22 protein-coding genes and 1 tRNA gene are annotated in these 19703 nt (G+C 65.4%); 11 read left to right on the top strand and 12 right to left on the bottom strand.

The window, feature by feature from the left end; all coding sequences use genetic code 11:
• The first annotated feature begins 89 nt into the window (after nucleotides 1-89).
• The 3 genes from hflK (at nucleotide 90) to A3736_RS14295 (ending at nucleotide 3841) form a co-directional block, all read left to right on the top strand.
• On the top strand, nucleotides 90-1271 hold the full coding sequence (gene hflK, locus A3736_RS14305) for a protease modulator HflK (RefSeq protein WP_067684431.1): 1182 nt from the start codon (nucleotides 90-92) through the stop codon (nucleotides 1269-1271).
• Between the two features lies 1 nt (nucleotide 1272).
• Nucleotides 1273-2124: a protease modulator HflC gene (hflC, locus tag A3736_RS14300; RefSeq protein WP_067684347.1), complete on the top strand. Its 852-nt coding sequence runs from the start codon at nucleotides 1273-1275 to the stop codon at nucleotides 2122-2124.
• A 193-nt stretch (nucleotides 2125-2317) separates the two neighbouring features.
• Nucleotides 2318-3841 (top strand): Do family serine endopeptidase, encoded by a 1524-nt coding sequence (locus tag A3736_RS14295; RefSeq protein ID WP_082851524.1) that lies wholly within the window; start codon nucleotides 2318-2320, stop codon nucleotides 3839-3841.
• 96 nt (nucleotides 3842-3937) lie between these two features.
• Here A3736_RS14295 and A3736_RS14290 read toward each other — a convergent pair whose 3' ends face one another.
• The 5 genes from A3736_RS14290 to A3736_RS14270 form a co-directional block, all read right to left on the bottom strand.
• Nucleotides 3938-6145 (bottom strand): PBP1A family penicillin-binding protein, encoded by a 2208-nt coding sequence (locus A3736_RS14290; protein WP_369815454.1) that lies wholly within the window; start codon nucleotides 6143-6145, stop codon nucleotides 3938-3940.
• Nucleotides 6146-6252: 107 nt separating this feature from the next.
• On the bottom strand, nucleotides 6253-6651 hold the full coding sequence (msrB, locus tag A3736_RS14285) for a peptide-methionine (R)-S-oxide reductase MsrB (protein WP_067684345.1): 399 nt from the start codon (nucleotides 6649-6651) through the stop codon (nucleotides 6253-6255).
• A 296-nt stretch (nucleotides 6652-6947) separates the two neighbouring features.
• Nucleotides 6948-7619, bottom strand: coding sequence for a glutathione S-transferase family protein (locus A3736_RS14280; protein ID WP_067684343.1), 672 nt, complete (start codon nucleotides 7617-7619; stop codon nucleotides 6948-6950).
• An 83-nt stretch (nucleotides 7620-7702) separates the two neighbouring features.
• A complete protein-coding gene (locus A3736_RS14275; protein WP_156502144.1) occupies nucleotides 7703-8125 on the bottom strand; it encodes a hypothetical protein in 423 nt (140 codons plus the stop codon).
• A gap of 146 nt (nucleotides 8126-8271) precedes the next feature.
• Complete coding sequence (locus A3736_RS14270; protein WP_197465620.1) at nucleotides 8272-8643, bottom strand: hypothetical protein; 372 nt, start codon at nucleotides 8641-8643, stop codon at nucleotides 8272-8274.
• 121 nt (nucleotides 8644-8764) lie between these two features.
• On the opposite strand from A3736_RS14270, the gene A3736_RS14265 reads away from it, so the two are divergent.
• The 5 genes from A3736_RS14265 to A3736_RS14245 are packed head-to-tail and all read left to right on the top strand — an operon-like array spanning nucleotide 8765 to nucleotide 12138.
• Nucleotides 8765-9874 (top strand): S-(hydroxymethyl)glutathione dehydrogenase/class III alcohol dehydrogenase, encoded by a 1110-nt coding sequence (locus A3736_RS14265; protein ID WP_067684339.1) that lies wholly within the window; start codon nucleotides 8765-8767, stop codon nucleotides 9872-9874.
• The gene (locus tag A3736_RS14260; RefSeq protein WP_067684337.1) at nucleotides 9874-10227 is read left to right on the top strand and encodes a cupin domain-containing protein; all 354 of its coding nucleotides are present in this window, start codon (nucleotides 9874-9876) and stop codon (nucleotides 10225-10227) included. Before A3736_RS14265 ends, A3736_RS14260 begins: the two co-directional genes overlap by 1 nt.
• A gap of 26 nt (nucleotides 10228-10253) precedes the next feature.
• Complete coding sequence (locus A3736_RS14255; RefSeq protein ID WP_067684335.1) at nucleotides 10254-10649, top strand: VOC family protein; 396 nt, start codon at nucleotides 10254-10256, stop codon at nucleotides 10647-10649.
• Nucleotides 10649-11503: an S-formylglutathione hydrolase gene (gene fghA, locus A3736_RS14250; RefSeq protein WP_067684421.1), complete on the top strand. Its 855-nt coding sequence runs from the start codon at nucleotides 10649-10651 to the stop codon at nucleotides 11501-11503. The genes A3736_RS14255 and fghA overlap by 1 nt, the downstream gene beginning before the upstream one ends.
• Before the next feature lie 17 nt (nucleotides 11504-11520).
• On the top strand, nucleotides 11521-12138 hold the full coding sequence (locus A3736_RS14245; protein WP_197465619.1) for a hypothetical protein: 618 nt from the start codon (nucleotides 11521-11523) through the stop codon (nucleotides 12136-12138).
• A 6-nt stretch (nucleotides 12139-12144) separates the two neighbouring features.
• Here the strand turns inward: A3736_RS14245 and metW are convergent, their stop codons facing one another.
• Both metW and A3736_RS14235 read right to left on the bottom strand, forming a co-directional pair.
• Nucleotides 12145-12726 (bottom strand): methionine biosynthesis protein MetW, encoded by a 582-nt coding sequence (gene metW / locus A3736_RS14240; protein ID WP_067684332.1) that lies wholly within the window; start codon nucleotides 12724-12726, stop codon nucleotides 12145-12147.
• Complete coding sequence (locus A3736_RS14235; protein ID WP_067684329.1) at nucleotides 12723-13811, bottom strand: homoserine O-acetyltransferase; 1089 nt, start codon at nucleotides 13809-13811, stop codon at nucleotides 12723-12725. The genes metW and A3736_RS14235 overlap by 4 nt, the downstream gene beginning before the upstream one ends.
• A 77-nt stretch (nucleotides 13812-13888) precedes the next feature.
• On the opposite strand from A3736_RS14235, the gene A3736_RS14230 reads away from it, so the two are divergent.
• Nucleotides 13889-15004 (top strand): histidinol-phosphate transaminase, encoded by a 1116-nt coding sequence (locus A3736_RS14230; protein ID WP_067684326.1) that lies wholly within the window; start codon nucleotides 13889-13891, stop codon nucleotides 15002-15004.
• 6 nt (nucleotides 15005-15010) lie between these two features.
• Here A3736_RS14230 and A3736_RS14225 read toward each other — a convergent pair whose 3' ends face one another.
• Genes A3736_RS14225 through ftsE form a run of 4 tightly spaced genes read right to left on the bottom strand, consistent with a single transcriptional unit; the run spans nucleotide 15011 to nucleotide 17923 of the window.
• A complete protein-coding gene (locus tag A3736_RS14225) occupies nucleotides 15011-15691 on the bottom strand; it encodes a 1-acyl-sn-glycerol-3-phosphate acyltransferase (RefSeq protein ID WP_067684323.1) in 681 nt (226 codons plus the stop codon).
• Nucleotides 15688-16218, bottom strand: coding sequence for a YdcF family protein (locus A3736_RS14220; RefSeq protein ID WP_067684320.1), 531 nt, complete (start codon nucleotides 16216-16218; stop codon nucleotides 15688-15690). The genes A3736_RS14225 and A3736_RS14220 overlap by 4 nt, the downstream gene beginning before the upstream one ends.
• Complete coding sequence (locus tag A3736_RS14215) at nucleotides 16215-17183, bottom strand: ABC transporter permease (protein WP_233999398.1); 969 nt, start codon at nucleotides 17181-17183, stop codon at nucleotides 16215-16217. Before A3736_RS14215 ends, A3736_RS14220 begins: the two co-directional genes overlap by 4 nt.
• A gap of 5 nt (nucleotides 17184-17188) precedes the next feature.
• Nucleotides 17189-17923 carry a cell division ATP-binding protein FtsE gene (ftsE, locus tag A3736_RS14210; protein WP_233999397.1) on the bottom strand — a complete coding sequence of 245 codons (735 nt, stop codon included), beginning with the start codon at nucleotides 17921-17923 and terminating at the stop codon, nucleotides 17189-17191.
• A 144-nt stretch (nucleotides 17924-18067) separates the two neighbouring features.
• Between ftsE and A3736_RS14205 the strand changes: the two genes are divergently transcribed.
• Complete coding sequence (locus A3736_RS14205; protein WP_067684317.1) at nucleotides 18068-19051, top strand: zinc-ribbon domain-containing protein; 984 nt, start codon at nucleotides 18068-18070, stop codon at nucleotides 19049-19051.
• Between the two features lie 116 nt (nucleotides 19052-19167).
• Nucleotides 19168-19254 (top strand) — tRNA-Leu (locus A3736_RS14200).
• 60 nt (nucleotides 19255-19314) lie between these two features.
• Here A3736_RS14200 and A3736_RS14195 read toward each other — a convergent pair.
• A partial coding sequence (locus tag A3736_RS14195; protein ID WP_156502143.1) for an EAL domain-containing protein occupies nucleotides 19315-19703 on the bottom strand: 389 nt, incomplete at its 5' end.

The following is a 19703-nucleotide window of genomic DNA, read 5'->3' as shown; positions in this document are numbered from 1 at the left end:
TCGCCCGCCCCCCTGTTTTTCCGCGGCGCGATACCTATAAGACAGGCATGCGACTTTTGGACGGGTTCGGCGACAGGATCAGGCTGGCAATGGCTGGCAAGGACAACCCTTGGGGCAAACCGCCCAAGGATGGTGATGGCGGTTCCGGCAAGGATGACGGGCCTTCATCAGAAACGCCGTCGGGCGACAAATCGCGCGGCCCCCGCAATCCGTGGCTTCCGCCCAGTGGTTCCGGCAGTGGCGGCGATCGGCCCGGATCGCGCCGTCCCGCCAATATCGAAGACATTTTCAAGAATCGCGGCCCCGAAGGCCCGCGCCGCCGCAGCGGTGGGCCGGGTGGCCCCGGTGGCCCCAATTTCCGCATCCCGCAGCGTCCCAATGGCAAGAGCTGGCTGCCGCTGATCATCGGCGGTCTGGTCGCGCTGCTCCTTGTGGCCACCAGCGTCCATCTCGTCGGACCGCAGGAAAAGGCGGTGGTCAAAACGCTCGGCAATTACACCCGCATGCTCGATTCCGGCCTCAAGGTGACGGCGCCCTGGCCGATCGAAACGGTCGAGATCGAGGACGTGGAAGGCGTGCGCGCCGTCCAGGTGCCCGAAAACCGGGCGCAGGCGAAGCTGATCCTGACGGGCGACCAGAACCTGGTCGACCTTTCCTATATCGTGCGCTGGAACATCAAGGATCTGGCGGGCTTCAAATTCAGCCTCGCCGATCCGATCGAAACCGTTCGCGAAGTGGCCGAAGCGGCGATGCGCGCCTCGGTCGCGGAAAAGACACTGGACGAGACGTTCTCGGGCCAGGGCCGCGCGGAAATCGAACTCGACGTGCGCGAGCGCATGCAGCGCGCGCTTGACGCCTATAATGCCGGGATTACCGTAATCGGTGTCGAAATCGACAAGGCCGATCCGCCTGCCGATGTCGTGGATGCCTTCCGCGATGTGTCGGTGGCCGAACAGAACGCCGATGCGGCCCGCAACCAGGCGCGCGGATATGCCCAGCAGGTGCTCGCACAAGCCGAGGGTGAAGCCGAAGCGTTCGACAAGGTGTACGAGCAATACCGCCTCGCCCCCGAAGTGACGCGCCAGCGCCTCTATTACGAAACCATGGAGCGCGTGCTGAGCCAGACGGACAAGACCATCGTCGAGACCGACGGGGTTCAGACCTATCTGCCGCTGCCCGAAGTCAATCGGCGCCGCAGCGCAAACGGCGTGGGTCCGGTGGCGCCGCCATCGCAATCCAGTGGGCCGCAAGCCAACACGGGAGGGCAGTGACATGACCCGTCTCTGGAACAATCACCGCACCGGGGTCATCATCGCGCTGGCCGTAATGCTGATCCTCGCCTTCACCAGCCTCTACGTCGTCGGAGAGGAAGAACAGGCCGTCGTCATCCGCACCGGTGAGCCGGTCGGGGTGGCGAATACGCCGGGCGGCGAGAAGGGTGCGGGCCTCTATGCTCGCGTGCCGTTCCTCGACAGCGTACGAAAGGTCGACAAGCGCCTGCTCGACCTGGAAATGACCGACGAGGAAGTGCTGTCGAACGACCAGCAGCGCCTGCTTGTCAACGCATACGCCCGCTTCCGCATTGTCGATCCGGTCCGCATGGTCGAACGCGCCGGGACCACCGATGGCGTGCGCGTGGCGCTCGAACCGATTCTCAATTCGGTTCTGCGCCAGGAATTGGGCCGCCGCACGTTCCAGGCCATGCTGACTGCCGAACGCGGGTCCGCGCTCGCCAATGTGCGCGCCAATCTCGACCGGCAGGCCCGCCAGTACGGCGCGCAGGTGGTGGACGTGCAGATCAAACGCACCGACCTGCCCGATGGCGCACCGCTGCAATCGGCATTCCGCCGCATGGAATCGGACCGTGAACGCGAAGCGCGCACCATCCGCGCCCAGGGCGGCCGCGATGCGCGGATCATCCGCGCAGAAGCGGACGCGGAATCGGCCCGTATCTATGCCGAAGCCTTCGGCAAGGATGCGAGCTTCTACGATTTCTACCGCGCCATGCAGAGCTACGATTCGACCTTCAGCCCGGCCCGCGAAGGCGAAGGGCCGAAGGGGGATAGCAACATCATCCTGTCGCCGGACAACGAATATCTGCGCCAGTTCCGCGGCGAGAATTGATCGTCGACGCCGGTCGGGCCCGGTTCGCGTTTCGTCGAGCGTACCGGCCCGATCCCGCGAACATTCAATCGCGGTTCAGCGCCCGAGGCGTGAAATCGGCTAATTCGGATACCGGCAGGACACTTCGGATACCCGGCGCGTTGAGCCGCTATCCGGTCGAAGCCAGATAAAGGAAGAAGAGGACGTGAAGCCTGTGCGATATGCCTATGGATTGACGAGTGCCCTGTTGGTGGGCGGAGCCGCGCTTTCGCTGGCGACCGGCTATCCCGCCGGTGCCCAGGTCGCCCAGAACGACGACAGCCGGATGTCCAGCATGGTGCCGCGCGCCGGAGCTCCTGCCAGCTTCGCCGATCTGACCGCCCAATTGCAGCCTGCCGTGGTCAACATCTCCACCCGCCAGCGGGTCGAGGTCGCAAACAACAATCCCTTCGCGGGCACGCCGTTCGAAAACATGTTCAACCAGCGGCGCGGCAACCAGTCGCAACCGCAATATCGCGAAGGCCAGTCGCTGGGTTCGGGCTTCATCATCTCGGCGGACGGCTATGTCGTCACCAATAACCACGTCGTCAGCCCACGCGGGCGCGGCACCGTGGAAGAGATCACGGTGACGATGCCCGACGGCACCGAATACGAAGCCGAAATGATAGGCACCGATGCCGAATCCGATCTCGCCGTGCTGAAGATCCAGCGCCGCGAAGCCTTCCCCTTCGTGAAGTTCGGCGATTCGAGCCAAGCGCGGGTCGGCGATTGGGTCGTTGCGATCGGCAATCCCTTCGGCCTCGGCGGTACCGTGACGAGCGGGATCATCTCCAGCGTCCTGCGCAACACCGGCGCGGGCGCCTACGATCGCTATCTCCAGACCGATGCCAGCATCAATCAGGGCAATTCGGGCGGTCCGCTGTTCGACATGCAGGGCAATGTCATCGGCATCAACAACGCCATCCTGTCGCCTTCGGGCGGCAGCGTGGGCATCGGCTTCGCCATCCCGGCGGAAACCGCTGCGCCCATCGTCGCCCAGCTGCGCGCCGGTCAGGAGATCGAGCGCGGCTATCTCGGCGTCAGCATCGCGCCGGTCGATAACGATACGGCGAGCGCCGTCGGCATCCCGCGCAATCGCGGCGAGATCGTCCAGGGCGTCCAGTCCGACGCCGCCGCCGAGCGGGCCGGCATCCGCGCAGGCGACATCGTGCTGAGCGTCAATCGCCGCGAGGTTACGCCGGAACAGACCCTGTCCTTCCTCGTCGCCAATATCGATCCCGGCACCACGGTGCCGATCGAACTGATCCGCGACGGTCAGCGCCGCACGGTCAACGCCACGATCGGCCGCCGCCCCAGCGCCGAAGAACTGCGCCAGCAGCAGATGTTCGAAGGCGACGAGCAGGAAGAAATGCTGCCCGACGAAGGCGACGGCACGGTGGTGGAAGAACGGCTCGGCCTCCAGGTCGTGCCGATGACGCCCGCGATCGCGCGCCAGCTGGGTCTGGGTGCGGACGTGCAGGGCCTCGCCATCGCAGGGGTCGACCAGAACTCCGACGCAGCGCGCAAGGGACTGACGCGCGGCGATGTCATCATCAGCGCGAATTATCAGGAAATCTCGACGGTTGCGCAGCTGGAAAGCATCATCGCCGGTGCGCGCAGCGAAAACCGCGATGCGGTGCTGCTCCGCATCCAACGGCGCGGTCGCCCGGCTGGTTATATAGCGGTTCGCTTGCGCTGATCGCCGAATACGACAGCCGAAACGAAGAGCCCCGCCAGCGATGGCGGGGCTTTTTTGTGGCCGAAGCTCTATGCAAAGGCGGACGGCAACGCGTCGTTAGTATTCCCTGGCCGGCGGCGTGGGGCTCGGGCGCGGCGGGGGCTGGGTCGTGCCGCCGCCACCGCCTGTCGCGCGCCTCAGGAAATCGTCGCTGGCGGCAGACGGGGCGCCCTCGTTCGGTTGCTGGGGAGGGCGCGCGGGCTGACGCTGCGGATCGGTCGCGGGAACGGCGCGGCGGCGGTCCGCTTCGCCCACGCCGGGCTCTCCCTCGACCGGGAAGGGCGCACCTTGGCCCGGCGGCGGCGCACCCCGGCCCGGCTCGATCAGATTGCCCTGCTCGTCGATGAAATAATAATCGTCCGGATCGGCGAAGAATTGCTCGTCATCCGGCTCCATCTGCCATTCGGGCAATTGCAGCTCGGTCTCGAACTCCTCGACCGGGCGGTCCTTGACGGCATAGCGCATGAAAGCGGCAAAGGCCTGCGCGGGCGCGCGCCCCCCTTGCAGGCTGGCGACGCGGGCATTGTCGTCACGCCCCATCCACACCCCCGTGGTCACACCGCTCGAAAAGCCGACGAAATAGCCGTCCTTGTTCGAATTGGTCGTGCCGGTCTTGCCCGCCACGGGCCGCCCGATCTGCGCCGCCCGTCCGGTGCCGGTATTGACCGCGGTCTGCAACAGGTCGGTGATCCCAGCCGCGACATAGTCCGGCACCAACTGGACCGGTTCGCTGCGCTCGTGCTGGTAGAGCAACTCGCCCTCCGAAGTGATCACCTTGAGAATGCCATAGGGTTCGACCGACTGGCCCCCTGCAGACACGCCGGCAAAGGCGCGCGTCATGTCGATCAACCGAACTTCGGACGTGCCGAGAACCATCGACGGATAGGTCGAAATCGGCGTGGTGATCCCGAACCGGCGCGCCATGCTGGACACCGTGCCGAAACCGACTTCATTGCCGAGCTGCGCGGCGACGGTGTTCTTGGAATAGGCGAAGGCGGAGCGCAGATCCATTTCGCCCGCGAAACCGCCGCCCGAATTGCGCGGGCTCCACCCGTCGATCGTGACCGGCGTATCGACCACGCGATCCTCAGGTGTGTATCCGGCCTCGAGCGCGGCGAGATAGACGAACAGCTTCCACGACGATCCCGGCTGGCGAACCGCGTCCGTCGCACGGTTGTAATTGGTCTCGACATAATCGGTCCCGCCCACCAGCGCGAGCACCGCCCCGTCGCGGTCCATGCTGACGAGAGCGCCCTGCGCGCCCTCGGGCGTGTTGGCCTTGATCGACGCGGTGGCCGCGCGCTGCATACCGGTGTCGAGCGTGGTCCAGACCTCGATCGGCTCGAAGGTTTCGGGCAGGAGAAGGTCGAGCTGGGGCAGCGCCCAATCAGTGAAATAGCGTACCGAGTTCTGTCCGGTCTCTTCCTTCAGCTTCACGGCGGAGGGATCGATCGTAACGCTGTCGGCAATGCGGCCCTGTTCCTTCATCAGGCGCAGCACCACGCCCGCGCGGCTGACGGCGGCATCGACATCGGCAGTGGGGGAATAGCGGCTGGGCGCTTTGACCAGCCCGGCGATGATCGCGGCTTCGGCGGTGCTGAGGTCGGTCGCCGGATGGCTGAAGAATTTGCGGCTGGCGCTGTCGATCCCGTAGGCTCCGCCGCCGAAATAGACCTTGTTCAGATAAAGCTCGAGGATCTGCTCCTTCGAGAATTTCCATTCGAGCGCCATCGCCAGCACCGCTTCGCGCAGTTTGCGATCGAGCGTGCGGTTGGAATTGAGGAACACGTTGCGCGCAAGCTGCTGCGTAATCGTGGAGGTGCCGCCGATCCGCTCGTCCCCCGTCGCGCCTTCGATGATCGCACCCGTCAGGCGCACCGGATCGATGCCGAAATGCGACTGGAAGCGCTGATCCTCGACCGAGATCATCGCATCCTTCATCACCTGCGGTATTTCGGAGGAATCGAGCCATTCGCCGAAACTGGGGCCCAATTCCACGATCTCGCTGCCATCGCGCGCGCGCACGACGATAGTCTGGCCGACCTGAGTTGCCTGCAATTGATAGAAGCTGGGGAGAGAACGCGCAGCAAAGGCAACCGCCAGCGCGGTAAAGAGCAGTACAAGCAGAGCCAGCATGCCGCCGCCGATGACCAGCCGCCGCATCCACAGCGCCAGGCCGCTCGGTTCTTCCCTGGTACGCTTGGCCGCCGCTGCCCGGTTGCTCGCGCCGCTTCTGCCGCGTCGGCTATCGTTGCGTCTCGCCAAAACCCGTCACCCGTCCTTACCTGCGATCCGCATGCATAGGCGAGTTGTAACTTTCGGTGAACGGCTAAGTTGCGAAACGCCCCCGAACTTTAGGGGGCGCCGCATAATCAGTCCTCAGGTTCGAAATCCAGCGAGGCGCTGTTGATGCAATAGCGCAGACCATCCGGGCCCGGCCCATCGGGGAAAACATGGCCCAAATGGCTCTCGCACTTGGCGCAGACCACTTCGGTGCGGCGCATTCCCATGCTGGTATCGCTGTGCTCCTCGACCGCATCGCCATCGGCGGGCGCGGTGAAGCTGGGCCAGCCGGACCCGCTATCGTATTTGTCCTCGCTTTCGAACACGAGCTGCCCGCAGGCGGCGCAGTGATATTCGCCCGCCTGCTTGTTCTTCTCGTATTTGCCGGTGAAGGCTCGCTCCGTCCCTGCTTCGCGCAGGATATGGTACTGCTCGGGCGAAAGCTTTTCGCGCCATTCGGCATCGGTGAGTTCGAGTTTGTCGGTCATGGGATACTCCTTGCCCCTACAACCGACCAGAAAGCCGCCGGTTTCCGTAGAATTGACAATCCCCAGAACGGTCCGCGACCAGCGGACCGCGAGCGCACGCGCGCGAGCCGCAGGTGCCCCGGAGCGAAGCGGAGGGAATAGCACCGAGGACGAACCGGCGGAGGCCGGTTCGCAAATCAGAAAAACCACGGTCGGCGACCAGCCGACCGCAAGCGCGACTGCGCGCCCGCAGGTGCCCGACCGAAGGGAGGAACAGCACCGAGGACAAACCGGCAAAGGCCGGTTCGCCCCTCAAACTACCCATCCACCATCGCATAATGCGATGGTGGGTGAACCCCTTCCATCTTCTCGGCCAACAGGGGCCGGAAGCTCGGACGGCTCTTGAATACGGCGTACCAGCCGCGCGCCTGATCGTGGCCGCGCCAGTCGATCCCGCCGAGATAATCCGCCACCGAAACCTGCGCCGCGGCGGCGAGGTCCGCCAGGCTCATGGTCGAGCCAGCCAGCCAGCTGCGATTGTCCACCAGCCAGTCGATATAGTCGAGATGGCCGTGCGCGCGCTTCATCGCTTCGCGCAGGATGCGGCCATCGGGCGGCTGGCGCAGCACGAGGCGCTTAGTCATCTTTTCGTGCAGCAGCGGCGCGACCACGTCGGCGTAGAAATTCTCTTCGAACAGAGCGACCAGACGCCGCGTCTCGGCCCGCGCCAGGGCGCTGCCCGCCAGCATGGGCGATCGTTCGACCGTCTCTTCGAGATATTCGCAGATCGCCCGACTGTCGCACAGCGCGATGTTGCGGGCCCTGTCTTCCAGCACGGGCACGCGCCCGGCATCGTTCAGGCGCCACAGATCGTCGCCCTCGTCCCACGGTCGGCGCTGGACCAGATCGTAGGCGATGGATTTCTCGCCGAGAAGGATGCGGACCTTGCGGCTGAACGGGCAAAGGGGGAATTGGTGGAGTGTCCACATGACCAACGCGCCTTGCCGCAAGTGCGGGCGATAATCCACACCCCAACGTGCGAGGAATCAAATTGATGCGCGAAGCGTGCGCGTCAGTCGCGCGGCAGGGCGCTCTCGACTCGATCTTCCAGAGTGCGAACCACATCGCGCAGGACCGGGAGAAGCGCGGCGATCCCGTCGCTGGCATCCGCCATCCGGTCCATCGCGCGCGGCAATTCGCGCGCCACCCGCGCGGTCACGTCTCCGGCGCGCGGGCTCATCCGGCGCAACGTGAGATCGGGATCGACCGGGCGGCGCGGCACATCCGCCGCATCGGCCGTGGCCTTGGCGAGCGGCTCGATCAGCGGAGCGAGCGGCATATCGAGAAGAATTTCCGACAACACGGCGACGGTCGCGGCCATTTCGCTCTGCGTGCGCGGATCGGACAGGCGCTGCGACAGCGATTCGAGTGGCGTTTCACTATCGGGCGCGGCCGCGTCGAAATCCGGCAGGACGATCGCGGTGTCCGCTCTCATGTCAGCATCCGCCTGAGCGGCGACGGGCGCGGCGAATAGGGCGAGAGGCAAAGCCAGGATTACAGGGCGCATAGGGGACGACTCGATTGTTCGGGACTGTCGAAAACTATCGAACGATCGGCGTGAACCCGGCCTGACATTGCGTGTCAGAGCCCCGACAGGTCGAGCAATTGGAGGCAGGCGGGCATCACCGCCGACAGGGCTTCGGGCCCGCCGCGCGCCAATTCCTGCGTCTCGCGCATGGCGAGACTGGTGACGAGGTCGCGCGAGAACCGCGGGTCTTCCATCAGCGCGGCCATGAACCGGACGAAGAATTCCTTCCCGCGCGGATTCATCGCCGGATAGGCCAAAGCGGCGGGATCGCCCGCCTGCTGTCCCTGCGCCACGAGCGCGAAGGCCACGCCGCAGCGCAGCCCGGTCGCCTGTTCGAGCGAAAGCTGCGGCGCTTCGGTGGCAGGAGGAGCCGGCTGCGCGGCGAGAGCGAGACTTGCGGCGGCGGAAGCGAGAAGCGACATCATCCCCTCCCCCTAGCGATGCCGCGATGAACCGCCAACGACAAGCGGCGCGGCGTTGCGCGCATCCATTGCTCCTGTATCTTTTCGCGCCTAGGTGCGGGGCGAAAGAGGAGACCACACGCTTATGAAAACCCGCGCCGCCGTCGCCTTCGAAGCCAAGCAGCCGCTCGAAATCGTCGAACTCGACCTCGAAGGCCCCAAGGCCGGCGAAGTCCTGATCGAAATCATGGCGACGGGCATCTGCCACACCGACGCCTACACTCTCGACGGGTTGGATAGCGAAGGGTTGTTCCCCAGCGTCCTCGGCCATGAAGGGGCCGGCATCGTGCGCGAAGTGGGTGCGGGCGTGACCAGCGTGGTGCCGGGCGATCACGTCATTCCGCTCTACACCCCCGAATGCCGCCAGTGCAAAATGTGCCTTTCGGGAAAGACCAACCTGTGCAGCGCGATCCGCGAGACGCAGGGCAAGGGCCTGATGCCCGACGGGACGACGCGCTTCAGCTACAATGGCAAGCCGATCTACCACTATATGGGCTGTTCGACCTTTTCGAACTTCACCGTCCTGCCGGAAATTGCGGTCGCCAAGATCCGCGAAGACGCGCCGTTCCACACCGCCTGCTATGTCGGCTGCGGCGTTACGACGGGGGTGGGCGCCGTGGTCAACACGGCGCAGGTCAAGCCGGGCGACAATGTCGTCGTGTTCGGATTGGGCGGCATCGGATTGAACGTGATCCAGGGCGCGAAGATGGCGGGCGCGGACCGGATCGTGGGCGTCGATATCAACAACGACAAGAAGACCTGGGGCCAGCATTTCGGCATGACCGATTTTGTGAACCCCAAGGAAGTGGACGACGTGGTCGCCACGCTCGTCGCCATGCTTGATGGCGGGGCGGATTACAGCTTCGACTGCACCGGCAACACCACTGTCATGCGCCAGGCGCTGGAATGCTGCCACAAGGGCTGGGGCACCTCGATCGTGATCGGCGTCGCCGAAGCGGGCAAGACGATCGAGACGCGGCCCTTCCAGCTGGTGACCGGCCGCAACTGGCGCGGCACCGCGTTCGGCGGCGCCAAGGGACGGACCGACGTGCCCAAGATCGTGGACTGGTACATGGACGGCAAGATCCAGATCGATCCGATGATCACGCACGTCCTGAAACTGGAAGAAATCAACAAGGGCTTCGATCTGATGCATGCGGGCGAAAGCATCCGCAGTGTCGTCGTGTTCGATTGATGGGAGCCAAGATTTCCCTGGCGGACAAGTTCGCGACGTTCAGCGAGACCTGGGCGCCGCGCATCGTCGCCCGCTATGAGGGCCACGAGGTGCGCATCGCGCGGCTGGACGGCGAATTTGACTGGCATGCGCACGATCACGACGAATTGTTCCTGTGCCTCGACGGCACGCTCGACGTCGAATTCCGCGACCGGACGGAGACGCTTGGGCCCGGCGAACTGCTCCTGATCGGAAAGGGCGAGGATCATCGCCCGGTCGCCTCGCGCGGCGAAGTCAGGCTGTTGATGCTGGACCCCGCCGGATCGCCCAATACCGGCGATCACGACACCGCGACGGTCGCGGTCGACGCCTGATTCACAAGCTCAAGAGGAGAGACGCAATGTTCAATCACATCATGATCGGCACCAACGACATCGAAAAGTCGAAGGCGTTCTACGAAAAGGTCCTGGCCGTGCTCGGCGGGCGCAATGCCATCGACAACACCAGCGCCAGCGGCCACCAGCGCGCGATTTTCATCCATGACGGCAACACCTTCATGCTGACCCAGCCGATCGACGGCGAAGCGGCGACGTGCGCCAACGGGATGACCATCGGCTTCAAATGCGATTCGCCCGAACAGGTGAAAGAATTGCACGACGTGGCAGTCGCGAACGGCGCGACCAGCATCGAAGGCCCTCCCGGACCGCGCGACGCCGGACAGCTCGGCACGATGCACCTGTCCTATTTCCGCGATCTGGACGGCCACAAGATCTGCGGCATCCACCGCGAAGCCTGATTACGATGGAAACGCTGAGCCGCAACCGCTCGCACGAGGGCGTGCAGGGTGTGTATTCACACGCCTCGCAGGAAACGGGGACCGAGATGACATTCTCGGTCTTCGTGCCCCCGCAAGCCGCCGAACTCGGAGCTGGCGCGAAGCTGCCTGTGCTGTGGTATCTTTCGGGCCTCACCTGCACGCACGCCAACGTCACCGAGAAGGGCGAATACCGCGCGGCCTGCGCCGAACACGGCATCGTCTTCGTTGCGCCCGACACGTCCCCGCGTGGTGACGACGTGCCCGATGCCGAGGACGAGTATGATTTCGGCAAGGGCGCGGGCTTCTATATCGATGCGACCGAAGAGCCGTGGGCGAAAAACTTCCGGATGCGCAGCTATATCGAGCGCGAACTGCCCGACCTGATCGCGGCGGAATTCCCGGTCGACATGACACGTCAGGCGATCACCGGCCATTCGATGGGCGGCCACGGCGCGCTGACGATCGGCCTGCGCAATGCGGATCGGTTTCGCTCGATCAGCGCGTTCAGCCCCATCGTGGCGCCCACACAGGTGCCCTGGGGCGAAAAGGCGCTGGGCCGCTATCTGGGCGACGACCGCGATGCCTGGCGAGACTACGACGCGGTCGCTCTGATCGAGGACGGCGCGCGGCACGACCATATCCTGGTCGATCAGGGCACGGCGGACAATTTCCTCGAAGAGCAGCTCAAGACGGGCCTTCTCGCCATGGCCTGCGCCAAACAGGGCATGGAGCCCACGATCCGCATGCAGGAGGGGTACGACCACTCCTATTACTTCATCTCCACCTTCCTGGCCGAGCATGTCGCCTGGCATGCGGAGCGCCTGCGCGGCTGAACGCGGGGACTGCAACGATGCTCGAATTCTTCCGCGTCAATCAGGGGCTCATCAGCGTCCTGCTCAGCATGGCGATGCTGGTAGTCTGGGTGGTCTATCTGCAGATCCTGCTGGTCCAGGTGCGGGCCTCGCGCCGCTCGTCCATCCTGATAACCCGCGCCGCCGGACGGGGCATGCGCAGCCGCTGCCTCGTCACCAATATGAGCAGCCAGTCGCTCTACGTCACCAGTCTGATCGGCATTCTGCATGCAAGCGACAAGCAGATAGAGATCGCGCTGACCGATCTGCGCGAACTGCCCGAGGATCTGGGTGCCGATCCGCGCTCTACCATGCGGCAGGGCAGCCTTTCGACCGGCCAGTATCTCGATATCGGCCATTTCCAAGATATTCTCGAAGTAATGCTGCGCGATGACGAAGCCGCCGGGCTGGAGCGTGAAGACGTGAGCCAGCTTGATCTGATCGTGGTCGCCTTCTACGCGCCCGAATCCCTGCCGGTGGGGGCGCGGCGCAGCTTCCAGTTCCGGTGGGACTCGCCCAGCGGCACACGCGTGCAGCCGACCAGCCTCAGGACCGAACAGATCCGCGGCCACCGCCAGCGCAAGCGCCTGTTCCAAGCCGTCGAACGCCATATGTAGGCGCCATCAGGCGAGTTCGAAGACCGCGAATTCCGCGCGCAGATTGGCTCCCGCGCCGCCGATGGGCCGCTCGCCCGAAAAGAACCATTCGCCTTCGATCCGCGCGCCCTTGGCCCGCGCCAGATCGCGGAAATCGGCCACCGTCAAATGGTGGATGTTCGCCGTTTCGTACCACGTCACCGGCAGCGCGCGCGTCACCGGCATTCGCCCGCCGAACATCAGCGCGGCGCGCGTGCGCCAGTGGGCGAAATTGGGGAAGCTGACGAAGGCCCGCGTGCCAACACGCAAAAGCTGCTCCAGCATCCGGTCGGGACGCGCCGCGGTCTGCAATGTCTGGCTCAGCACCGCATAGTCGAAGCTCGCATCGGGATAATCGCCAAGGTCGCGATCGGCATCGCCCTGCACCACGCTGAGGCCGCGCGCCACGCAGCGCTCGACGCAGGCCCCGTCGATCTCGATCCCGCGCACGTCGCAATCCTTGTCGCGCAGCGCCAGCATCAGTGCCCCGTCCCCGCAGCCGATATCGAGCACGCGGCTTCCCGGCGCGACCTGTGCGGCGATGGCTGCAAGGTCGGGACGCAGATTCATTCGACGAACCCCTTCACCACCCGGTCCAGCGCGGGCACGTCGAGCAGGAAGCTGTCGTGCCCGAACGGCGCCGACAATTCGACGAAGCTGACCGGCGCGCCCGCCGCGTTCAGCGCGTGGACGATATGGCGGCTTTCCGCCGTCGGATAGAGCCAGTCGCTGTCGAAGCTGACCAGACAGAACCGCGCCGGACCGCCCGCAAAGGCCTGCGCCAGCGATCCGCCATGTTCCTCCGCGAGATCGAAATAATCCATTGCCCGGGTGATATAGAGATAGCTGTTCGCATCGAAGCGGCGCGTGAAGCCGCTGCCCTGATAGCGCAGATAGCTTTCGACCTGGAAATCGGCATCGAAGCCGAAGCTCTTCTCCGGGCGATCCTGAAGATTGCGCCCGAATTTCGCGGTCAGCCCATCTTCCGACAGATAGGTGATATGCGCCGCCATGCGCGCCACGGCCAGCCCGTTGTCGGGCGTGTCGGCGCCGTAATAATCGCCCTGACGCCAATTGGGATCGGCCATGATCGCCTGACGGCCGAGCTCGTGAAACGCGATGTTCTGCGCCGAATGGCGGCTGGTCGAAGCGATCACGAGGACGCGCTCCGCCCGATCGGGCCAGTTCGCCGCCAGGCTCAGCGCCTGCATCCCCCCCATCGATCCGCCGACCACTGCATGCAAGCGCTCGATCCCCAAAGCATCGAGCAGGCCGACAAGGCCGCGCACCATGTCGCGCACGGTGATGACAGGAAAGCGCATGGCATAGGGCGCACCGTCCGACGCGATACTGGCGGGGCCGGTGGAGCCCAGACAACTGCCGATGACATTGGCGCAGATGACATGATAGCGATCGGTATCGATGGGCTTGCCCGGCCCTACCATCCGTTCCCACCAGCCGGGCTTGCCCGTCAGCGGATGGTTGCTGGCGACATACTGGTCCCCCGTCAGCGCGTGGCAGAGCAGGATCGCGTTCGACCGGTCGGGCGCCAGTTCGCCATAGGTTTCGTAGGCGATCCGCGCCTCTGCCAGCGTCCCGCCCCCGTCGAGCGGCAGCGGATCGGGCAGGGTCAGGCTTTGGGGTTCGAAGCTCAAGCGAGGGGTTCCAGCAAAAACGTGCGGGGGCTCCTCTAACCTTTCCTCCCAAGCTTGTCGAAGGACTGCTTTCCGTTATGGCGAAACCCATCATGGCCGACCGCCCCACTCCCAAGCCGTGGATCGACGCGATCCATCCCTATGTCCCCGGCAAGGCGAAATCCGCCGACGGGCGCGAGCTGATCAAGCTGTCCGCGAACGAGAACCCGCTGGGATGCAGCCCTGCGGTCATCGACGCGCTAGCATCCGCCCATTCGCCCGCGCTCTATCCCGATCCCGACGCCAAGGAATTGCGCGCGGCGATCGGCGCGCTGCACGGGATCGATCCGGCCCGGATCGTATGCGGGACGGGCTCGGGCGAGCTGTTGCATGGCGCGGTGCAGGCCTTTGCGGGAACGGGGGACGAGGTTCTGTTTTCGCGCTATTCCTTCTCGCTCTATCCCCTGCTGGCGCACAAGGTCGGGGCCGAGCCGGTGCTGGCGGAGGCGAAGGAGTACGGCGCCGATGTCGATGCGCTGCTGGCCGCCGTGAGCGATAGGACCCGGGTCGTCCTGCTCGACAATCCCAACAATCCCATCGGCAGCTGGCTCGATGCGGGCGAGGTCGCGCGGCTCCATGCGGGGCTGAGGCCGGATATCCTGCTGGTGGTCGATCAGGCCTATGCCGAATTTCTCGCGCCCGATATCGACGATGGCGGCATGGCTCTGGCGGCGCGTCATGACAATGTGTTGGTCACGCGGACTTTCTCGAAGGCCTACGGGATCGCGGGCGAGCGGGTCGGCTGGGCCACCGGCGCGCCCGCACTGGTCGATATGCTCAACCGCCTCCGCGGCGCCTTCAACGTGACGGGCGGCGGCCAGCGCGCCGCGCTTGCCGCGATCGAGGATCAGGATTTCGTCCGCGCGACGCAGAAAGCGAACGCTCGAGTCCGTGCACGCTTCGCCGATCGGATCGCAGCCCTCGGCAATCACGGCCTGTCCGTCGTGCCGAGCGAGGCGAATTTCTCGCTTGTGCTGTTCGAAGGGGCCCTGCGCGCGGAGGCCGCGATGGGCGCGCTTGCCGATGCAGACTATGCCGTGCGCCACCTGCCGAGCCAGGGGCTGCCCCATGCGCTCAGAATCACGATCGGGACGCAGGCGCAGATGGACGAGGTCGCCGCCATATTGCAGCGCGAGGCCGAAGCCGCAGGCTAGCCCGCCCTACCCGTTCAGCGCGTTGATTTCGGCCAGTACCCGCTCTTCCACCTCGGCGCGCGGCAGGCCGGGGGGAATGGGTTCGCCGAAGCGGTAGGTTATCGTGCCCCGGCGCTTCAGCCCGCGATGGTAGATCGGCCCGCTATCCACCGCGACGGGGACCACGGCCAGCCCCAGCATCTTGTAGAGCCCGGCAAAGCCCGATTGCAGCGCCCGCACCTCGCCATGCGGCACGCGCGTTCCTTCGGGAAAGATCACCAGCGGCCGTCCGTCCGCATTCAATGCCTTGGCCGACCGGATCATGGCGCGCAGCATGGTCGCCCCCGCCTCGCGCGAAACCGGCACCAGTCCATAGGCAAGCGCGGCCCTGCCCCATCCGGGTATCGAGAAAAGCTCCTGCTTGGCGAACACGGCGGGCGTGTCGAACAGGGTCGGCGCGTCGATCGCTTCGAAGAAGCTTTCATGCTTCACCGCATACAGCACCGGCTCGTCCAGCGGTGCGCCTTCGATCTTCAGCTCGACACCCAGCAGATTGACCACGCACCAGCGCTGCAACCCGCTCCAATTGCTGACGCGGCGACGGAACACCTCCCACCCGAACGGGATCGACAGCAGCGCCGCCGATGTCACCACGATCGAACCGAGGTAGAAGACGAGGTAGAACGCGATATTCCGCAGCACGATCATGCCGGTATCCCCTGCGATACCGTCGCTAGCAGCAGCTTGTTGTATTCGAGGAATAGCTGACGGAAATCGGGATCGGACGGCACCGCATCCTCCACGATCGTCACATCCTCGGGCAGCGCGCCGCGCATTTCGGAGGCCGCGCGGCGCATGTGCCAGTCGGTGGTGACGAGGCGCACGGTCTCGACATCGTTATCCTTCATCCACTGCGCCGCCTCGCCCGCATTGCTGCGCGTATCGACGGCGAGAAAGCCGAGCGTCACGCAGCATTCCATCTCGCGATCCGTCACGTCGAATTCGGCGGCGAATTCGCCCGGCTTCACCTCGGGATCGACGCCGGAGACCAGCATGCGCCTAGCATCGCCGTCGCGCAGAACCTCCAGCCCGCGCGGAATGCGTCCGCTGGCGCCGGTGGGCACGATCACCGCATCGGTCTGCGCATCCTCGAGCGGCTGCGGCAATGTCACCGCGAACCCGATGAAACCGAGCGCGTAAGCGAGAACGACGAAGGCGGCGAAGCGAAGGATCACGGCATCTTTCCGAGCGAAGCCAATACCGTCATTCGCGCGGTGAGCAAGGCGATTGCCGCGCCCGCCACCGGAACGAGAGCGAGCAGGAGCCAGTCGACCGGATCGAGGCCTCCGCCAGCCACCATGCCCGATTCGAGCGCGGCGAACTGCGCGCCGAGCACTTTCAGCGCGATCGCGCCGAGCACCAGGCCCACCGCCCCGCCGATCGCGGCATCGATGATGGCCGAACGCTGGAAGATGCGCGCGATCTGCCCATCGGTTCCGCCAAGGAGATGCACCACCTCGATCGTTCCGCGATTGGCGTTGAGCGCATTCCTCGCCGCCAGCCACACGGCGGCAGCGCTGGTGAAGGCGAGCAGCACGATCAGGCCGAGCGCCAACCAGCGCAGCGCCGAAATCGCATCGAATACCGGGCCCAGCCACTGGGCCTGCGCATCGACCCGCGCATCGGGCGCGATCGGGCCGAGCGCGGCACGCAGATCGTCCAAAGTGCCCGCATCCGCCGCGCCATTCAGATCGACGTCGATCAGCGCGGGCAGCGGCACCGCCTCGCTGCGGACGCCGCCGCCCAGCCATGGTTCGATCAGCGCCTGCAATTCGGCATCGGGCACGCGGCGCATGCCCTGCACGATCTCCATATCCTCCAGCGCGGCGAGCGCCCGGCGCGTCTGCGCATCGCGTAGGGCCGGATCGGCTTCCACGATCTGGACCGTCACGCCGCCCGCCAGATCGCTGCGCGCCTGCGCGGCGAGATTGGCCATGGCGAGCGCCCCGCCCGCCGCCAGCACGGTCAGTGCGACCATGATCGCGATCACCCAGGGCATCGGCCCACCCAGCCGGGTACGCGGCAGCATCTGCGACGCGGCCCGGCCGCGAAACGGCGCCAGCCCGCGCTCCCACGCCCGCGCCGCGACCGACGATCCGGCAGGCGGATTTGCGTTCGGCAGGAAAGACGGGCGCGTCACGCGTCCTACCCGGAAAGCTCGCGCCGGGGCGGAAAGCGCAGCGCGCCGGTGGGATCGGACAGATGCCCCTTGTCGAGCCGCATGATCAGCGAATCCGGCACTTTCTTAAGCAGCTGGACGTCATGCGTCGCGACCACCACGGTCGTCCCCAGACGATTGAGCGCTTCGAACAGGCGGATGAGCTTCAGCGCCATTTCGGGATCGACGTTTCCGGTCGGCTCGTCCGCGACGAGGAGATCGGGGCGACCAATCACGGCCCGCGCGATCGCAACGCGCTGCTGCTCGCCGCCTGAAAGCGTCGCCGGGCGCGCATCGGCGCGGTGGCCGAGACCGACCCAGTCGAGCATGTCGAGAACGGGCTGCGTCAGATCGTCCTCGCGCACGCCCGACACGCGCAGCGGCAGCGCGATATTGTCATAGGCGGACAAGTGATCGATCAGGCGGAAATCCTGGAAAACCACACCCAGACGGCGGCGGAAGGAAGGCAATTGCGCGCGCGGCTGGGTGATTACATCGCGTCCGAACATGCGGATCGCGCCGCGCGAAGGACGCTGCGCGAGATAGAGCAGTTTCAACAGCGAGGTCTTGCCCGCCCCGCTCGCGCCGGTGAGGAAATAGAACCGACCGGGAAACAGAGTGAAGGACAGATCGCTCAAAACCTCACGGTCCGTGCCGTAGCGAAGGCCGACATTGTCGAAGCGCGCGACCTCTTCCTCGCTCCGGTTCACAGCGCGGTTCATCGCGCCAGCCCGCCCATTTCACCCGAACACATCATCCGTCCGGCGCTATAGCGGCGCATCGATGTGGAAAAAAGGCTGCATAGGGCCTGTGTTCACGGTGGCACACTTGTTGCGATTCGCGCACGGGTCTAGGAATGGTCCGTCATGATAATCGCCTGCCCCGCCTGCGCCACGCGCTACGTCGTGCCCGACAGCGCGATCGGCGTGGAAGGCCGCACGGTCCGCTGCGCAAAATGCAAGCATAGCTGGTTTCAGGACGGCCCCGAAATCGCAGCCCCCGAAGCGGGTGCGAACCGCGCGGGCAATACGGCCCCCGGGACTGGCCCCGCTCCGGCCTCGCCTGCGCAAAAGCGGGAGGCGGTTCCCGCGCCCTCCTCGCCCGAAGCAGACGCGCGCCCCCATTTCGGCGATGCGCCACCCGCCGCGCCGCGAAACGCCCCGCCCGCGGCTGCGACAAACCCTTCCGCCGACAAGCGAACGGACCCGTCGCAGCCGAATGCGCGCGATAGCGCTGACGACAGCGAACCCGATTTCTCGTCCGCATCCGATCGCGATGAATCCGATGCCGATCCGGCGGCCATGGGACCGAGCTTCGACGAGGGCGATCCGCCCTACGGCGCCCTGCCCGATGCGCCGCCGCGCCCCACAGTCTATGACGACACGGTCAGCCAGTTCGATTACAGCCCGCCCTTCCGCCCGCGCCGCAATTACGTCAAACTGTGGACCTGGGCGGCGGGGATCTTCGCCATTCTGGCGCTGGGCACGGTCGTGGCTGCCAACACGTTCGGCCTGCCATCCTGGATGCCCGTCGATCGGCCACTCTTCGCCGTGGCGGAGCCCGATCTGGAGCTGGAATTCCCGGTCGAGGAGCAGGAGCGGCGGACGCTTCCCAACGGGACCGAATATTTCGGCGCGCGGATCATCGTTACCAACACCGCCCGCGAAACGCGCGACGTGCCGCCGATCCTGATCGTCCTGCGCGACGGGCGCGAGCGGATCGTGTTCAGCTGGGAAGTCACGCCGCCGCAAGCGTCGCTGGCCCCAGGCGAATCGATGACGATCAACGAAGCGATGACCGATGTGCCGCGCTCCGCCGTCTTCGCCGATATCGGCTGGGCTCCGCGCTGAACGCGCCCGCAGGGGGCCTAGCGCACACCACCTGTCCAAAACGCTTGCGGCACCCCCGCACCGCTGCTAGGGGCGCGCTCCTACCGACGCGGGGGCCAGCGCCCCCACGGTCATGTGCGGTCGTGGCGGAATTGGTAGACGCGCAACGTTGAGGTCGTTGTGGGCGCAAGCCCGTGGAAGTTCGAGTCTTCTCGACCGCACCATTTCCGGTCCAAAGTGGGCATCGTTCCCTCTGGCCGTGCAATAACGGCAACGCCGTCAGCCTATTGCCGGGAGAAACGATTCCCCAATTCGGCGAATGCCGGAAGGCTTTTGAGCCCTGCGTCAGCCCGACGATTTGCAGGATGCTGTCCATGGCTGTCCAGCCACGCAAGCAGGTTCGCAATGTCCATCGGTCGCGCAAAGGCATAGCCCTGCGCCAGTCTGCATCCCATGCTTTCCAGCGTCAGGCAGTCTTCGGCCGTTTCGATTCCTTCGGCGATGCATTCCAGATCAAGCGTTTCGCACAGGCCCATGATCGCGGTCACGATCTTTTTGACGCCCGGCTCGTCCAGCTTGCACACGAAGCTGCGATCGATCTTGATCTTGTCGATGGGGAGCCGGCTTAGATAGCTCAGGCTCGAATAGCCGGTGCCGAAATCGTCGAGCGCGA

It is taken from the genome of Erythrobacter sp. HI0063 (assembly GCF_001635685.1).
Lineage (GTDB): Bacteria > Pseudomonadota > Alphaproteobacteria > Sphingomonadales > Sphingomonadaceae > Qipengyuania.
This window is presented reverse-complemented; position numbering and strand designations above follow the sequence as displayed.

Coding starts and splice junctions, on each gene's coding strand:
- A3736_RS14255 (WP_067684335.1), top strand. CDS start 10,254: ATGTTCAATCACATCATGATCGGCACCAACGACATCGAAAAGTCGAAG.
- A3736_RS14225 (WP_067684323.1), bottom strand. CDS start 15,691: ATGATCGTGCTGCGGAATATCGCGTTCTACCTCGTCTTCTACCTCGGT.
- hflK (WP_067684431.1), top strand. CDS start 90: ATGGCTGGCAAGGACAACCCTTGGGGCAAACCGCCCAAGGATGGTGAT.
- A3736_RS14205 (WP_067684317.1), top strand. CDS start 18,068: ATGATAATCGCCTGCCCCGCCTGCGCCACGCGCTACGTCGTGCCCGAC.
- A3736_RS14275 (WP_156502144.1), bottom strand. CDS start 8,125: ATGAGAGCGGACACCGCGATCGTCCTGCCGGATTTCGACGCGGCCGCG.
- A3736_RS14280 (WP_067684343.1), bottom strand. CDS start 7,619: ATGTGGACACTCCACCAATTCCCCCTTTGCCCGTTCAGCCGCAAGGTC.
- A3736_RS14260 (WP_067684337.1), top strand. CDS start 9,874: ATGGGAGCCAAGATTTCCCTGGCGGACAAGTTCGCGACGTTCAGCGAG.
- msrB (WP_067684345.1), bottom strand. CDS start 6,651: ATGACCGACAAACTCGAACTCACCGATGCCGAATGGCGCGAAAAGCTT.
- metW (WP_067684332.1), bottom strand. CDS start 12,726: ATGAATCTGCGTCCCGACCTTGCAGCCATCGCCGCACAGGTCGCGCCG.
- A3736_RS14245 (WP_197465619.1), top strand. CDS start 11,521: ATGCTCGAATTCTTCCGCGTCAATCAGGGGCTCATCAGCGTCCTGCTC.
- A3736_RS14270 (WP_197465620.1), bottom strand. CDS start 8,643: ATGATGTCGCTTCTCGCTTCCGCCGCCGCAAGTCTCGCTCTCGCCGCG.
- A3736_RS14265 (WP_067684339.1), top strand. CDS start 8,765: ATGAAAACCCGCGCCGCCGTCGCCTTCGAAGCCAAGCAGCCGCTCGAA.
- A3736_RS14230 (WP_067684326.1), top strand. CDS start 13,889: ATGGCGAAACCCATCATGGCCGACCGCCCCACTCCCAAGCCGTGGATC.
- hflC (WP_067684347.1), top strand. CDS start 1,273: ATGACCCGTCTCTGGAACAATCACCGCACCGGGGTCATCATCGCGCTG.
- ftsE (WP_233999397.1), bottom strand. CDS start 17,923: ATGAACCGCGCTGTGAACCGGAGCGAGGAAGAGGTCGCGCGCTTCGAC.